Genomic DNA, 15,142 nt, shown 5'->3' on the forward strand with positions numbered 1-15,142 from the left:
AATCAACCGCAGTGGTGAGCAACGATGAGCTGATGGGAACCGGCGCGGCCTAATCGTCGTCGCCGTCGTCCAACGGACCGTAAGTCGTCCAGAAACCGGGATAATGCGCCCCGAAATAGCGCGTATCCTCGCTAAAGCGTTCCCAGACGTAAGGAGGCGTAATGTAATCGTCGGTCGGAATCGGAGAGGTAATTAATTCCGCTGCACCGACAAGGGTGCGGCTGACCGCATGCGCCGTGCCGCGCAGCAGCCCCCAGCTAAAACCGACGAAAATATTTTGATCGTGGCTGATATTGACGATGTTTTTGGGAATTTCGATCCATCCCGTGGTCGTATTGAAAAATCCCTGATTTACTTTAGAGGTAAAACCGGAGAGATAGGTGTGCGCATCGGCATGGGTCGGTCCCGCAGACAGCAGGGCGCCGGTTAGAGCACATAGGCTAAAGAGGTGTTTTTTGTTCATTATCGATTCCTCCCAAAAAATTAAATAGTCGGACCTTGTTTCGCCGAAAAAACACATTCCGGAGAAATTCAATCCGATGAAGCGGGCAAAAAGATCATACAACGGTAAATCTATGAAAGCGACAATTTCTGGATATTGAACACTAAGAAATGGTTCGGCTGGAGATAGCGTCAATTCCCAGACAGGCCTTGCAGGTTCCCGATACAGGATGGCGGTAAGGATTTACTCCTCAGTCGAGTCCGCGAGGCGATATTTCGTAACGGTTTATTTTGTTTGTTTTTTAAGTTCTAAAGCATATTCTAAGGGGTATTTTCCAAAAGTAAAGAGGGAGGCCCGCCCGATAACTTCCCGAAATGAACAACGGTTATCTGCATAAAATCACACCGCCCGAGTGCCGGTCGGTTTTCGCCGAATCCTGCAGCGGTGGCGTGTTTAGGCGCTTTTGTTGCAGGACCGATCCTTCGTCCAACTTTATCGAATGCCGGTCATTTGTTCAATTCCACAGGCCGCCCCGCCCCATGCATAAGCGCAGGAAAATGCGTGCGGCCGCGATTCCGTTCACGACGAACGAGAAGGCGATCAGCGCCGCAAACCAGGGGTGCTGGCTGCTGGCGTGATAGAGCAGCAGGTCTTCGCCAATGAAGGCCGGGGTAATCGGAAAACCGACGAGACCCAGGAAACTGATGAACAGCAACAGCGACAGCCTGGGTTTGGTCTCCGCCATTGCCCGGTAGGCGAACGGCGTTTCCTTGAAATTTTCCGCTTTCAACAGCAGGTGCAATGCTGCAATGCCGAGCAGCCAGGCCGGGATGATGCCGGTCAGGAATACGACCGCATCGTCCCAGGCCGAGTTGACGATGAACCAGACCGCGATGCAGGCGAAGAAATAACTGAGCGCAATGTCGTTCCAGGTTCTGAAAGGGCTGTGCTTCTGGCTGAAGCCGCCCAATGTCGCAAGCACCATCGATACCAGGGCCGGTACCGCCAGGTATTTGTGATGCATCAATTCCGCGTTGGCCACGAATATGAACAGGCCGAAGATGACCAGCGCGGTTGCGCCTTTGATCCAGGGGCTCACCGCGTTCACCGCCGCGCCGATTTTTTTCAGCGGATCCCAGAGCAAAGACCGCATCAACCATTCGAGATTGCATTCCTGCAACGAAAAGACATACAAGGTATTGCGCAGCACTTCCGGCAGGCTGTCGCGGACCGATACGGGCAATCTGTCGCGCAATGAATCAGTTTTGATTGAGAATTGGGTATCCGCGGAGCCTTCGACCCGCAAGAGATGCGCGACGATCGACGGCGAAACCAGCAGTTGATAACAGCGCAAGAACGCATTGCCGAGAAAATGCACCAGCACCAGCGTTTCCAGTCCCAAAGCCAGTTCCATGAACATGAAGCCGACCTGGGTGATCGAGGCGTAGGCGATCTGGCCCTTGATGTTCGATTGGGTCTTTTCGGACAGGCTCGCGATACACACGGTCAGCAGGCCGATCAGAAACACCACGGCGCGGCTGAGAAAATGGTAGCTCCAGATCGGCATCGTGCGCAGCAGCAGGAAGACGCCGAGGTGCACCGACAAGGCGCCGTAAAAAATCGCGCTCGACGGCGTCGGTCCTTCCATCGCGCGCGGCAGCCAGAAGCAGAACGGGAATTGCGCCGATTTTCCGGAAGCGGCCATTACGATCAATAGCGACAGCAGGAGCAGGGCAGGGTAGCCGGCCGGCGGCATCGCCGCGCTTTCGAACAGGCTGGCGATCTGGCCGAAATGGTCGCTTTCATGGAACAGCATGTGCGTCATCCAGGCGCCGAGCAACAGGCCGATGTCGCAAAAACGGTAAACCGTGTAGGCGCGCAGCGCATTGCGGACCGGTTGCGGGCGGTGGCGGTAGAACGCGATCAGCAGGAAGGACGAGACGCCCACGATTTCCCATCCCGCGAACAGCATGTCGATCGAACCGGACAGAATGACCATGATCAGGCCGAACACGAACGCGAAAATGGTCAGGAAAAAACGTTTATAGCCGGCTTCCCGGTGCAGGTAATATTGGCAATAGCGAATGATGATCGAAAAAATGATCCAGATGCAGAACAGGTAAGCCGCCCCAACCTTGTCGAGATAAAACAGGACCGGAAACCGGTAATCGTCCTTCGAATACAGTGTGAAGGCTTCATATTCGTAGCGGGGAAAACCTGCCAGCGCCCAAACGGTCAGCAGGGCGGCGATGCTGATGCCCAGCGCCGCCCCGAACAGGGAGCTGACCGTGGAGATTCTTTTCTCGCCGGCGCTCCAGTAACTGAATTCGGAGAATTTTTTCGTATCCTTGGGCGTCAGGAAGATCGCGATGAAACCCAGCAGGGGCATTAATTGACAGGCCAGAAGCAAACTGTTCATGACGGGCTCCGCATTGTCTGCAACAGATGGACTGGGACGGTTTGGATCTTGCCGGCAAAAGCGGCTTCCGAACAGTCCGCTTCGGGCGTCGGAGGCATGCCGGCCAGATCGACGGATTGCCATTTTGGGTTAGAGTAAAAATAAACGGCGCGTCCGGACGGCTCGAAGCAGGCCAGCCTGATCCAGTCGTGGTCGAACCATTCCCGAGCCTCGCCGATTTTCGCTAAGGATTTATCGATAATCTCTCGGGATTGCTCGATCACGATCAGCAGGCGCGCCGGTTCGTGCACTTCGATCATCTGATTCGGCAGTCCGGTGCGCAGATCGCCTTCGACGCCGTTGGCGACGCCGAGCAGTCCGATTACGTTATGAGGCAGTTTGCTGCCCGCGCCGTACACCGAATTATCGATCCGCGAGAACAGGTATTCCAGATTGATGCCGCCGCAGACCGGCACGATGGCGCTCAGGATTCTGGCCAGGATGGCGCCTTGCGGATCGCTTTCCGGATCGTAGGAATGCAGGAAGGCGCGCCGGTCCATGTAGAGGTTGCGGGTCAGCGCCCGTTTTCCGACGATGCAATACAGGTTGTTCGAATGATTGTATTCGGGCCGGGGTTCGAAGATGGAGTCGGCGCGTCCTTTGACGTGGGCGTGCGCGGCTTCCGGGTCGCGATTCTGCGGTCCCAGTTCGAACCAGCGGCAGCGTTCGAGCGCATTCAGTTCAAGCGCGCGCCGCATCGTTTCCTTGAAGGTTTCCAGTTCCGGCGACGGCTGCGCTTCGAGCAGATGCTCGTCGAAATAGGCGATTTCGTCCCGGCTGGTATTGTGCATCGCCGCAATAAAGCGGGTCGCCTGCGGGATATCGATGCCGCGCTCCCGGAGCAGCGCGCGTACCGGCTCGAGGTTGGCCATCCGGGCGAAGGCGCGCGCATTCGGCGCGCCGGGCTTGCCGGAGCAGGCGCCGCAGTCGTAGGCGGCGAAATGCGGATTGTTCGCGCTGCTGGAGCCGTGAGCCACGACGACGATCCAGGGTGCGAAATTGCGGGTCAGGCCGATATTGCGCAGCAGCCCCTCAATGCGGTCCGCCATTTCGGTAAAGGAAAATCCGAGCATGCGTCCGTCCTCGGTGGGCAGGTCGCTTTCACGCAGAAGATGCAGGTGCGTGTGCGCTTCGACTTCGCTCAACTTATTGATATAAGGTAATTTCCCACCCGGACGGAACACATTCCACATCAAACGGATCGCGTAGCCGATCCCGAGCGTCTGGGTGTAGATCCAGCCTCTGAACAGGGATTGCGGTTTGATATGGAGATCTTTCAACTTTTTTCCTTTCTTGTTTTTCCCCGGTTTATGGGTCAGGCTGGATTCGCGGACGATGTGTTTCGGATGGATAACCGCCGGGCACTGGGCGACGGGAAACGTGTCGTCCAGCCCTTGAAACAGAATGTCGATGCCGAAAAAGCCGGCCGCGCCGAAGGTTTCGACAGCGGGGTTCAACTCTTCGAGATGACGCCGCAGGGAGCCTTCGCGGTCGTCCAGGCAGAACAGGGCCTGAACTTGCGGAGTGCGGGGCTCGTTGCGGTTCCGGTCGATATCGGCGGACGCCGCGATTGCCTTGAGCAGTTCGGCATGCAGCGTCCATTCCATCGCTTCGTGCCAGACCTTCAACCGAAGCGGCACTTTCGGCTTATATCCGGGTTCCGTAAGCAACGGTGCTGTTTGGGAATCGGGTACGGCGGCGACCGTGCTGAACTGACGGCCTTTTTTCAGATTGAGAAAGGCCAACTCGCAGGCGAGCTCGCACGCGATCGTTTCTTTCAACGATAGGGTCCGCCGCGCCAGCAGCATCTGCGGATTCTGTTCCACGAGGCGCACCATGCCGGACCAGCCCGGATGCGCCAGCAGCATTTCGAGCAGATATTGTTCGTAGAGCCGTTCGTCGCCGACGATTTTTTCGAGGCAGGCCAGAATGACCCGGTCCGGCGTTTCGAGCAGCAGCGCGCGCACCTCCGGTTCATGGAACGGGTATAGCGGCAGCAGACTGTTATGCACCAGCCGCCAGAGACAGTCCCAAAATCGCTCGCCGTTCTGCGGCAGGCTCCAGCGGCTGATGCCCTGGTCCAAAAAATTGGCGAGCAGGCGGAATAAAACCGGATGCACCCGCGCGTCCAAGTCTATTTCAAGGCGGTTCAGCCAGGAGCGGCGGATGCCGTGGTTGGCCATCGACACGGGCGGATAGTGGCTGCGGTTGTCCTCGATGAACAAGGAGCCGCGGAATTTTTCCGCGTCCTCGATATCGGCTGCCGCTTGTCCGATAGCCCATGAAATCGCCGCGTCGGTAATGCGTCCCTGCCGATAGCGTTTCTGGTAATCGGCCAGCGGCAAATAGCTGCGTGCGCCGAAAATCCCGGCCGCGAGCGCCACGCCTTCATGAAAGGCAAGGTGCTGAACCGAGTGAAGTGTATTGTGGTGAACGAAGTCTTTGATCGGCCCCTGGGTAGGAAGCCAGTGCGAGATATGCTCGATGGACGCATCCGGATCGAATTTCGGCGCATTCAACGGTTCGGCAGGACTCGGATTATCCGTAACGGGTCTATATGATGCTGTATTTGGGGGCGTCATGAGAGATTAAAACTTGGAAATAAAAGATCGTGCAATCCGTAACAAGATTCTATATCAGGCGTTTACTTGGCTGGCGGAACAGCTTTTTCAACGCGTCCGCCTGAATCGAAACGGGCGATTCCGTTTCGTGCCGGGCATGCGGCCGCACGCCTCTCTTCAAGCGCCCACTCTTGTTACAAGGAACGTTTTTTATAACTGCTGCATATTTCATGCCGTAACTCAAGCATTTGTTTTTGCTTGATAATAAATTGAGGTGGACATCCAAAGAGGGTCAAAAAAACCATCTTTAGGTGGATTTGAACTGATTTGACCCGGTTTATCGGGTAAAATGCGACCTTTTCATTTCGATTACCCGAAGTTTCAAAGGGATGCGACGAATTTCGGAAGGCTTGCTTGTTGCACGCCGTTTGCTGCAAGATCGAGTATAATGGCCGGCAATTTTTAATTTAGTATCGAATCGATATTTAAGCGGGCGCCGTTTCCGGATTTGCAGCCGATGGTTCCGCCGGTTTTGTTTGCCGATATGACTCGGAACTTGCATTGCTTAGCATATAGAATCAGCACATGGGAATACTCAGTACTTTACTCTGGACGCCGGCGCTGGGGGCTTTTTTGCTCGCGGTGGCGCCGGGCGGCAATGCGTTTTTCATTCGGCTGATCGCGCAGACGTTCTCTCTGTTGACTCTGGTTTTCGCCTGCCGGTTGCTGGGGACTTTCGATCCGACTCAGGCACAACTCCAGTTCAGGGAGTTTTTCGTCGTGAATCCCGATGTCGGCAGCGCGTATTCCCTGGGAGTCGACGGTCTTTCGATGCCGATGGTATTGATGGCCGCGCTGCTGACTTTTTGCGCGCTGCTCGCTTCCCATGCGATCACCAACGGCGTCAAGGGCTATTATTTCTGCATGTTGCTGCTCGAGTTCGGCATGCTCGGCGTTTTTCTCTCTCAGGATTGGGCATTGTTCTACGTTTTCTGGGAAGTCACCCTGATTCCGCTGTTCTTTCTGATCGGCCGCTGGGGCGGCAAGCGCCGCCATGCGGCCAGCCTGAATTTCGTGCTGTACACGATGGGCGGGTCGATTTTCATGCTGATCAGTCTGCTGGCAATCAGCCAGTACGATCTCGACTACGGCGGCTCGCTGATGGCTTCACTGAGCCAGTCCACGTATTCGATGTCCAAAACCGAGCAGATTCTGGTCCTGCTCGGCCTGATCATCGGCTTCGGCGTCAAAATGCCGATCTTCCCGCTGCACGGCTGGCTGCCCCTGGCGCATGTCGAAGCGCCGAGTCCGGTCAGTATCCTGCTGTCCGGCATTTTATTGAAGATGGGCGCCTACGGCCTGCTCAGGTCGATCGCCATGCTGCCCCAGGCGGCGCAGTTTTTTCAGTCCGCGCTGATGATTCTGGGGCTGATCGCAATGATCTACGGCGGTTTGCTGGCCTGGCGGCAGACCGATCTGAAGGCGATGGTCGCTTATTCCTCCATCAGCCACATGGGCATCGTCCTGTTGGGCATCGCGACACTGAACGAGACCGGCATGACCGGCGCGATCCTGCAAATGACCGCCCACGGTTTCATCGCGGCGGCGCTATTTTTGCTGGTCGGCCTGCTGTATGAAAGAACCCATACCCGTAATGTCCGGCATTACAGTTCCCTGATTCAGGTGACGCCCCGTTTCGCGGTGTTCACGACCCTGGCCCTGTTTGCGGCGATGGGGCTGCCGGGGACGGTCGGCTTCATCGCCGAATTTCACGCGCTGGCCGGCGGCTTTCAACAGTGGGGCGGCTGGATGGTCCTGTTCAGCCTCGCCGTCTTATTGAGCGCTTCATACGCGATAAGAACCGTCGGCTTGTTGTTTACCGGGCCGGTCAAGGCCGAGATGCAGCAGGTAGGGGATCTGACGCTGTCCGAGATGTTCACGGCCGGGATGCTGGTTGGCGGCATCATCCTATTGGGCCTCATGCCGCAGCCGTTGATCGCTTTATCCGAGGCGACCGTTTCCCACCTTCATTCACTGGTGTCGCCCTAGGGTTTTTCATGCAGGAATTATCGATATCAGCAGAAACCCGCGCGGGCTCCGGCAATGCGGTCCTGCGCGACGAAATCGCCCGCATCCTGCTTGAACTGGATCATGTATTGCCGGGGCAGGCGCCGATTCTCGACTTCGTGCATCACAATACCCTGCACGGCTATCAGCATCTGCCTTTCGAAGAAGCACTGGCGGAAACGGAGCGGGTGACCGGAATCGGCGGCTATCAGCCCGAGAGCGAATTCCGCGCCTGTTACCGGCAAGGCCGGATCGGCGACGTCGATCTGGCCGCCGGACTCCGGCATTACGTCGACTTCAACCTCGACGATACCGTCTGTGCGGTACGGGGCAAAACCATCCGCCGCGAGGATGTTTACCGGGTTGCGCTGCTGTTCGATCTGGAGCCGATTACCGAAAGCCGGTTGAACTGGAATATTACCGAGCTGGAAGCATTGGACAAGGTTCAACCGGACGTGCCGGAAACGGTGAAAACCGCACTGCTGGGCAAACGGGCGACTTCCCTCGACGAAAAGAACCGGGTCCGTTCGCTCTGGAGCGGCATATTGGACAAGCTGGGGCTGGACCAAACCGTTCCGCATCCCGAAAATCTGTTCGACTTGTCTCCGGAACAGGCCGAGGAATGGATCAATCGGGCGGTGCAGGCGCAGCCGGACGGCAGCCTGACTCTGCACGAAATGATGCGGGCGGAAGCCGGTGCGGCATTGACCCGATTCACGACCGAAATCGGCGACAGACTGACGCTGGGCGGATTCATTCGGGCGATCACCGGCGTCGACGCCTTCGAAACAGTCAAACCGGAACTGATCCGGATCTGCGCCTCCGCGCTGGACGAAGGCATGGCGCCCTGGCAATTGCCGGAGCGCGATACCCTGGGGTTGTATGCCGGCTGGCGCAGCATGTTCCGGTGCGATGTGAATCCGGTTTTTCTCGAACTGCCCGACTGGTCCGAGCTGGTGGACGGGCTTCCCGAAGATCCGGTGGAGGCGGTCATCGGGCAGTTGACCTATCTTGGCCTGCCGCAGGCCAAATGGGCCGGCTACTTGCGGCGATTGGCGCTGGAGCTGCCGGGCTGGTCGGGCATGATCAACTGGCGGCGGCATCATCCCGGTTACCACACGGATCGTCCTGCGGCCGTCGACCTTGCCGATTTTCTGGCGATCCGGCTGATCTACGATCGTCTCTGGCTCGGCCAGATTTGCCGGGACGTATGGAAAATCGAAGCGAAGCTCCCGGCGATCGAAAATTATTTTCGCAAGAATCTTTCCGAATTGATGGTGCGGGAAGCCTTATATAAAGGCGAATTACCGGAGTTCCTGGCGCAAAAAACCAAGACCTTGATTCTGCGCGCCCGCTCCGAGCGCTATTTCAAACCCGAGTGGCAGGCGCTTTCCGATCAGATCCGCACCTGGCAATTGAGCCCGCTGTGCCGCCATGAAAACCGCCATTGCCACTGGAGCAGCGGCTGGCGCTTGTTCCGGCTGTGCCAGCATTTGGGCATCGACGCCGAGGCGGTCGGCGCGATGTCGCGGAACGATCTGGAGATTCTGCTGAAGCAGCTGGATGCGTTTAAGCCGGCCCGGCGCGGCAAGGTCTGGCTGGCTGCCTACGAGCGGAATTACCGCGACAAGCTGCTGCAAGCGATAACCGTCAATCGGGGGCGCGGGCTTTCGGCCGGCCACGGGCGGCAACCAGAAGCGCAACTGGTTTTTTGCATGGACGAGCGCGAGGAAAGTTTCCGGCGGCATCTCGAAGAGCTGAACCCCGCTGTCGAAACCTTCGGGGCGGCCGGCTTTTTCGGGATTCCGATGTATTACAAAGGGCTCGATGACGCGCATACGACGCCTCTGTGCCCGGTCGCGGTCACGCCCGCCCATCTGGTCGAGGAAGTGGTAAGGCCCGGCGCCGAGCAAATCCTGGGCAGGCATCGGCGGGGGCATAAGCTGTTCGGAGGGCTCGCTTATCTGATTCACCACCGTTTGCGCAGCGACCCGTTATCGGCGTATTTCACGACCGTTCTGGCGGCGCCGTTCATCCTGCTCGGATTGCTCGGCGACACGTTGCTGCCCGGTTTCAGATTCCGGTTCAAGCAGAGATTGTCCCGTGCCCTCGATCCCGAAATGCCCACCGCGCTGCGTTTTACCGGCACCGCAGATTCTGCAACGGCGCAGCCGAAGATCGGATTCGGCGATGCCGAGCAGGCCGACCGGATCGAAAACCTGCTCAGGACGCTCGGGCTGACCCAGGGCTTCGCGCCGCTGGTCTGCATGATCGCGCACGGTTCGACCAGTTTGAACAATCCGCACGAGGCGGCCCACGATTGCGGCGCCTGCGGAGGGCGGCGGGGAGGCCCGAACGCGCGCGTCTTCGCGGCGATGGCGAACCGTCCGGAAGTGCGGAAGCTTTTGGCTGAACGCGGCATCGCGATTCCGGCGTCATGCCGGTTCGTCGGCGCGCAGCACGATACCTGCAGCGACGCGATCACTTGGTACGATCTGGACACGCTGCCTCAATCCTGGCATGGACCGTTCGCTGCTCTCCGCCAATCTCTCCATGAAGCGCAGCGTCTTTCCGCGCATGAGCGCTGTCGCCGCTTTTTGCCTGCGGAAGCATTGCCGACGCCGAAACAGGCCTTTGCCCATGTGCAGCGGCGCGCTTCGGACTTGAGCCAGGTGCGCCCCGAGTTCGGCCATGCCGGCAACGCGGCGGCGGTGATCGGCCGACGCCAGCTGACGCGCGGGCTGTTTTTGGACCGGCGCGTCTTCCTGATTTCCTACGATCCCGCTCAGGACCCCGACGGGCGCGTCGTCGAGAACATTTTGCTGACCGCGGGGCCGGTCGGCGCCGGCATCAATCTGGAATATTATTTCTCGACCGTCGATAACGACCGTTTCGGCTGCGGCACCAAGATTCCGCACAACCTGACAGGGCTTTTCGGGGTGATGGAAGGGACCGGCAGCGATTTGCGTACCGGCCTGCCCAGGCAGATGATCGAAATTCACGAGGCGATGCGCCTGCAGGTGATCGTCGAAGCCAAAACGGCCGTGCTCGAGCGGATTTATCAGCGCCAGGAGGCGCTGCGCGAATTGATCGCCAACGGCTGGCTGCATTTGATTGCGATCGATCCGGAAAGCGGAGACGTCTTCCTGTTCGATCGCGACAGAGGATTCGTGCGCTGGCAAGGAGACGGAACGCTGCCGGCCGCCGTCGAAAATTCGCAGGCCGCTTACCGCGGCCGAACCGGACCGGTTGCGCCGGTGCTGCTCCGGCCCGTAACCACCGGAGCCTGAGCATGGATTCGTTAGTCATTTTGATTCCGTTACTGCCTTTCGGCGCCGCGGCGATCATGGGGCTCGGCATTCTGTTCGGTTGGCTGGCCGGCGAGGACAAGGAAGGCGTGACCTCCGGCATCGCCCTCTGGGCCGTCACCATGTCCTGCCTGTTGGCGTTGACGCTGTGCGCCGCCGACATGCTGGGCATGAACCGCGGTACGTTCAATCTGGGAACCTGGCTGCAAAGCGATACATTGCGGATTTCGTTCAATTTTTCGACGCACGGCATCGGCCCCCGGCTCGCTGCGCTGTTCGGGACCCTCCAGGCGATCGTGCTGCGCTTTTCGGTGAATTACCTGCACAAGGAAGCCGGCTTTCACCGTTTCTTTTTCGTGCTGACGCTGTTTACCGGAGCGATGCACTGGCTTGTGCTGGCCGGCAACGCGGCCGCTACGTTTATGGGATGGGAAATCGCCGGCCTCTGCTCCTATCTGTTGATCGCCTACGCGCATGACCGTCCGGCCGCCGCGGCTAACGCGACGCGGGTCTTCGTGACCAGCCGGGTCGGCGATGCGGCTTTCGTGATCGGGATCGGGCTCAGCTACGCCTTCGCGGAAAGCGTCGATTGGACGAGATTGAATGCGCTGGCCGCGCAGTTGCCGTCGGGGGAGGCGGCCGGCATCGCGACTTGTTTCGCGGTCGCGGCATTCGTCAAATCCGCGCAGGTGCCGTTTACTCCCTGGCTGCTGCGCGCGCTCGAAGGGCCGACGCCGTCGAGTGCGGTCTTTTACGGCTCGGTGATGGTGCATGCCGGCATCTTTCTGGTCTGTCTGCTGGAGCCGCTCTTCGAAGCGTCGCCTTTTGCGATGGGGTTGCTGATTGTGGCCGGGGGCGTCACCGCGGTGCACGGTTATTTGCTCGGGCTCACCCAGACCGATATCAAGACCTCGCTGGTTACCGCCGTTTCGGTGCAATTGGGGCTGATGTTTTTCGAATGCGGGCTCGGCTTGTGGCGGTTGGCGGAGTGGCATTTATGCGCGCACGCGGTCGTCCGCGCCTATCAATTGCTGAGCGCGCCGTCGCTGCTGCACAATATCCACGGCACGCCGGTCAAACCGGTCGGGCCAGTCCTGGCTAAAAAGTATTGGCTTTATACCGCCTCGCTGCAGCGTTTCTGGCTGGACTCGCTGACCGATTGCCTGTTGGTCAGGCCGATAGGCCGGCTGTCGCACGACCTTCGCTATTTCGACGATTCCATCATCGATCCGCTGCTGGGCTCGCCGGCGCCGGCGATCAACGCGATTTCTTCGCTGGCTCAGTACGAAGAGCAAAAGATCGGTGCACGCCTGGATAACGATTCCGAGCAGTTTGCGCAAGGCAGCGGCCTGGCAGGCAAACTGGCCGAATGGACGGCGGCGCTGATTCACGGCCTTGAAAGCCGCTTGATGCTGCGCGGCTACGGCAAAAGCGTGTCGGATTTCGGCAGGCGTCTGGGGCGTTCCGCCAACCGCTTCGAAGCGTATATTTTAAGGCCCCGTTATCTGGTACTGTTTGTGTTCGTCACCCTGCTGGTCGCATTCTGAGGCCCCGATGCATTTTCCCGTTAACCCCTGGGCCGCCGCGGCGGCTTTTCCGGTCCTGACCGCGATGACGCTGGTCCCGCTTGCCGCGATGGCCGCGGTATTCTGTACGCGCACCTTGCCGGCCGCCTTTCGCTTCGGGTTTGCCGGCGCGTGCCTGAATGTGTTATTGAGCGTTTATCTGTTGCTGGTGTTCGATGCCGAGGAATCCGGCCTTCATCTGGTCGAACAGATGCACTTTGCCGGATTGAGCTATGCGGTGGGCGTCGACGGGGTCAATATTCTGTTTATTCCGTTGACCGCAGTCATTGCTTTTCTGGTGATGTACTATATCTTTTCGCACTCGCAGAAGCGTTATCACGGCCGTACTTTCGTGGCCTGCGTGCTCGGTTACGAGGCGATTTTAATCGGGGCTTTCGCGTCTTTGAACGTGATGCAGTTCTGGCTATGGAGCGCGCTGGAGCTGATTCCGGTCATTTACCTGACGCTGCACTGCGGTACCGGCCTGCATCGGCGGTGGGCGGTCGACCGCTTCCTGCAATATTGGGGCAGCGCTTTGCTGATGACTCTGGCCGGATTTCTGCTGCTCGGTTTCGGCCTGATCGATTCTGAGCATCCGTTGACTTTCGACTGGCTGACGATCAAGCGGAACAACGCCTATCTCCACGACGAGGCGCTGATATTTGTGCTGCTGTTTTACGGCTTTGCGGTGCGCATGCCGCTGTTTCCGTTTCACGGTTGGCTGCCGATCCTGGCCGAACAGGGCACGGTCGCGAGCTGCGCGATTTTTCTGGCGGGCCTGAAGCTGGGAATTTTCGCGGTTCTCCGGTTTATTTTGCCGTTGCTGCCCGGCGTGGCCGAAGACTGGTCGGGGCTGGTGCTGACCTTGGCGCTGATCAGTATTTTTTATGGCGCGGTCATGGCTTTACTGCAGATCAACATCCGGCGCCTTCTGGCTTTTGCGGTCATCAGCCAGACCGGCATTCTGGTGATCGGGTTGTTCTGTTTCAACGATTTCGGCCTGGAAGGCAGTATCATGCTGTCCATCGCTTACGGCCTGGCGACGGCGGGGATGCTGTTCAGCGTCGGCCTGATCTATGAACGGACCGGCACCGCGGTTATGCCGAGGCTGGGCGGTTTGTTCGATTCGAATCTGACCCTGGGCATGCTGTTCCTGATTTCGGCCTTGAGCACGCTGGTCAAACCCGGCACGCCCGGTTTCGATGCCACGCATCTGATCATCGAGGGCACCGTCGAAGAGCACGGCTGGCTGCTCGCGATCGCGATATTGACCGGCAACCTGCTGGCGGCGGCATTTATTCTCTGGGCCTTCCAGCGCATTTTTCTGGCGACTTCCAGGCGTTTCGCGCAGCCTTATTCGAGCCTGCACCATCCGGTGCTGAAAGAGCGTCTGATCACGCTTGTGATCTGCACTTTGCTGATCGGGACGGGATTTTACATGCGGCCCTGGCTCAGGCTCGTCGACCAGGACGCCGCGCTGATCACGAAAGGCTACCCGATTCACAGCTCGATGCCGCATGATCACCCGGCGGGAATATCCGGGTCCGATAATGTTCAATTCGAGGAAGAACAGCAGCCATGAATATGCCGGAGTTTCCCTTGCTCAGTATTTTGATCTGGCTGCCGATGCTGGGGGCGGCGGCGGTCGGCCTGGTGCGGAACCTCCAGGCCGCCAAATGGAGCGCTCTTTCGGTCGCCGGTCTGGAGCTGGCCGTTGCGCTCGCCGCTGCCGGCCGGTTTCAAGCGGAGAGCGGCAACGAATTGCAGTGGGTCGAGCATCATGCCTGGATCGAACGGTTGAATATCAATTACTTTCTCGGTGCGGACGGCATATCGATTCTGCTGCTGCCCTTGTCGGCGCTGCTGACCTTGCTGACTTTGCTGGCGACCTGGAATTCGGTGCAGCGCCTGCCGCGTTTTCACCTGTCGCTGCTGCTCGCGCTCGAAGGCGTGACGATGGGCGTATTCACCGCGATGGACATGATCCTGTTCTTTCTGTTCTGGGAGCTGACCCTGGTGCCGATTTTCTTTTTGATCGGCTTGTGGGGCATCGGTCCCGGACGGCGCGAAGCCGCCATGAAATACACGCTGGTGATGCTGTTCGGCGGCGTTGCGCTGCTGTTCGCGATCATTCTGCTTGCGTTCAACCATGCCGACACGATCCAGGGCCATATTCCGGGCGATCTGTCGTTCAGTCTGCCGATGCTGTCGGCCACGCCGTTGTCGGGACGGACGGAAACGGCGGTGTTCATTCTGTTGATGCTCGGTTTCGCGGTGAAAGCGCCTTTGCCGCCTTTTCATACCTGGCTGCCGACGGTAGCGATGGAAGGATCGACTCAAATGACCGCTCTGTTGACCGGGCTTAAACTGGGCGTTTACGGGATCATCCGCTTCGCGATGCCGCTGGCGCCGGCTTCGGCGGTCGAATACAACTGGGCGCTCGGCATCATCGGCGCGGTCACGCTGATCTACGGCGCGTTGGTCGCTATGCAGCAAAGCAATTTGCGCCGCTTGCTGGCCTATGGCAGCATCAGCCATATCGGGCTGGTCATCGTGGGGCTGTCTTCGCTGAATATACAGGGAATCCAGGGCGCGTTGTTCCAACTGGTCAACTTCTCGATCGAAGGAAGCGCCTTGATGCTGATCGCCGGCTTTATTCATCACCGCCTCGGCAGTAACGAAAAAGTGCACATGGGCGGGCTCGCCACGGCGGTGCCCGGCTGACCGGCTTTTATTTGCTG

The 15,142-nt window shown here is 58.7% G+C and carries 8 protein-coding genes; 5 read left to right on the forward strand and 3 right to left on the reverse strand.

What is annotated here, in order from left to right; all coding sequences use genetic code 11:
• Positions 1-49: 49 nt before the first annotated feature.
• The 3 genes from CC94_RS0116965 to CC94_RS0116975 all read right to left on the reverse strand — a co-directional run bounded on the left by CC94_RS0116965 (position 50) and on the right by CC94_RS0116975 (position 5,482).
• Entirely contained in the window at positions 50-463 is a 414-nt protein-coding gene (locus CC94_RS0116965) for an exosortase system-associated protein, TIGR04073 family (protein WP_005371796.1), read from the reverse strand.
• A 493-nt stretch (positions 464-956) separates the two neighbouring features.
• A complete protein-coding gene (locus CC94_RS0116970; RefSeq protein WP_005371798.1) occupies positions 957-2,861 on the reverse strand; it encodes a proton-conducting transporter transmembrane domain-containing protein in 1,905 nt (634 codons plus the stop codon).
• On the reverse strand, positions 2,858-5,482 hold the full coding sequence (locus CC94_RS0116975) for a YbcC family protein (RefSeq protein WP_051911529.1): 2,625 nt from the start codon (positions 5,480-5,482) through the stop codon (positions 2,858-2,860). The genes CC94_RS0116970 and CC94_RS0116975 overlap by 4 nt, the downstream gene beginning before the upstream one ends.
• A gap of 564 nt (positions 5,483-6,046) precedes the next feature.
• Here CC94_RS0116975 and CC94_RS0116985 point away from each other — a divergent pair.
• From CC94_RS0116985 to CC94_RS21755, 5 genes are read left to right on the forward strand one after another with little or no spacing between them, the layout of a single operon-like run.
• Positions 6,047-7,510, forward strand: coding sequence for a complex I subunit 4 family protein (locus tag CC94_RS0116985; protein ID WP_005371809.1), 1,464 nt, complete (start codon positions 6,047-6,049; stop codon positions 7,508-7,510).
• Between the two features lie 8 nt (positions 7,511-7,518).
• Entirely contained in the window at positions 7,519-10,818 is a 3,300-nt protein-coding gene (locus CC94_RS0116990) for a DUF2309 domain-containing protein (RefSeq protein ID WP_005371811.1), read from the forward strand.
• A gap of 2 nt (positions 10,819-10,820) precedes the next feature.
• A complete protein-coding gene (locus tag CC94_RS0116995) occupies positions 10,821-12,383 on the forward strand; it encodes a proton-conducting transporter transmembrane domain-containing protein (protein ID WP_005371813.1) in 1,563 nt (520 codons plus the stop codon).
• A 7-nt stretch (positions 12,384-12,390) separates the two neighbouring features.
• Positions 12,391-13,983 (forward strand): complex I subunit 4 family protein, encoded by a 1,593-nt coding sequence (locus CC94_RS0117000; protein ID WP_005371816.1) that lies wholly within the window; start codon positions 12,391-12,393, stop codon positions 13,981-13,983.
• Complete coding sequence (locus tag CC94_RS21755) at positions 13,980-15,125, forward strand: complex I subunit 4 family protein (protein WP_245619775.1); 1,146 nt, start codon at positions 13,980-13,982, stop codon at positions 15,123-15,125. Before CC94_RS0117000 ends, CC94_RS21755 begins: the two co-directional genes overlap by 4 nt.
• Positions 15,126-15,142 lie beyond the last annotated feature (17 nt).

The organism is Methylomicrobium agile (genome assembly GCF_000733855.1).
GTDB classification, from domain to species: Bacteria; Pseudomonadota; Gammaproteobacteria; order Methylococcales; family Methylomonadaceae; genus Methylomicrobium; species Methylomicrobium agile.

Coding starts and splice junctions, on each gene's coding strand:
- CC94_RS21755 (WP_245619775.1), top strand. CDS start 13,980: ATGAATATGCCGGAGTTTCCCTTGCTCAGTATTTTGATCTGGCTGCCG.
- CC94_RS0116995 (WP_005371813.1), top strand. CDS start 10,821: ATGGATTCGTTAGTCATTTTGATTCCGTTACTGCCTTTCGGCGCCGCG.
- CC94_RS0116970 (WP_005371798.1), bottom strand. CDS start 2,861: ATGAACAGTTTGCTTCTGGCCTGTCAATTAATGCCCCTGCTGGGTTTC.
- CC94_RS0116985 (WP_005371809.1), top strand. CDS start 6,047: ATGGGAATACTCAGTACTTTACTCTGGACGCCGGCGCTGGGGGCTTTT.
- CC94_RS0116975 (WP_051911529.1), bottom strand. CDS start 5,482: ATGACGCCCCCAAATACAGCATCATATAGACCCGTTACGGATAATCCG.
- CC94_RS0116965 (WP_005371796.1), bottom strand. CDS start 463: ATGAACAAAAAACACCTCTTTAGCCTATGTGCTCTAACCGGCGCCCTG.
- CC94_RS0116990 (WP_005371811.1), top strand. CDS start 7,519: ATGCAGGAATTATCGATATCAGCAGAAACCCGCGCGGGCTCCGGCAAT.
- CC94_RS0117000 (WP_005371816.1), top strand. CDS start 12,391: ATGCATTTTCCCGTTAACCCCTGGGCCGCCGCGGCGGCTTTTCCGGTC.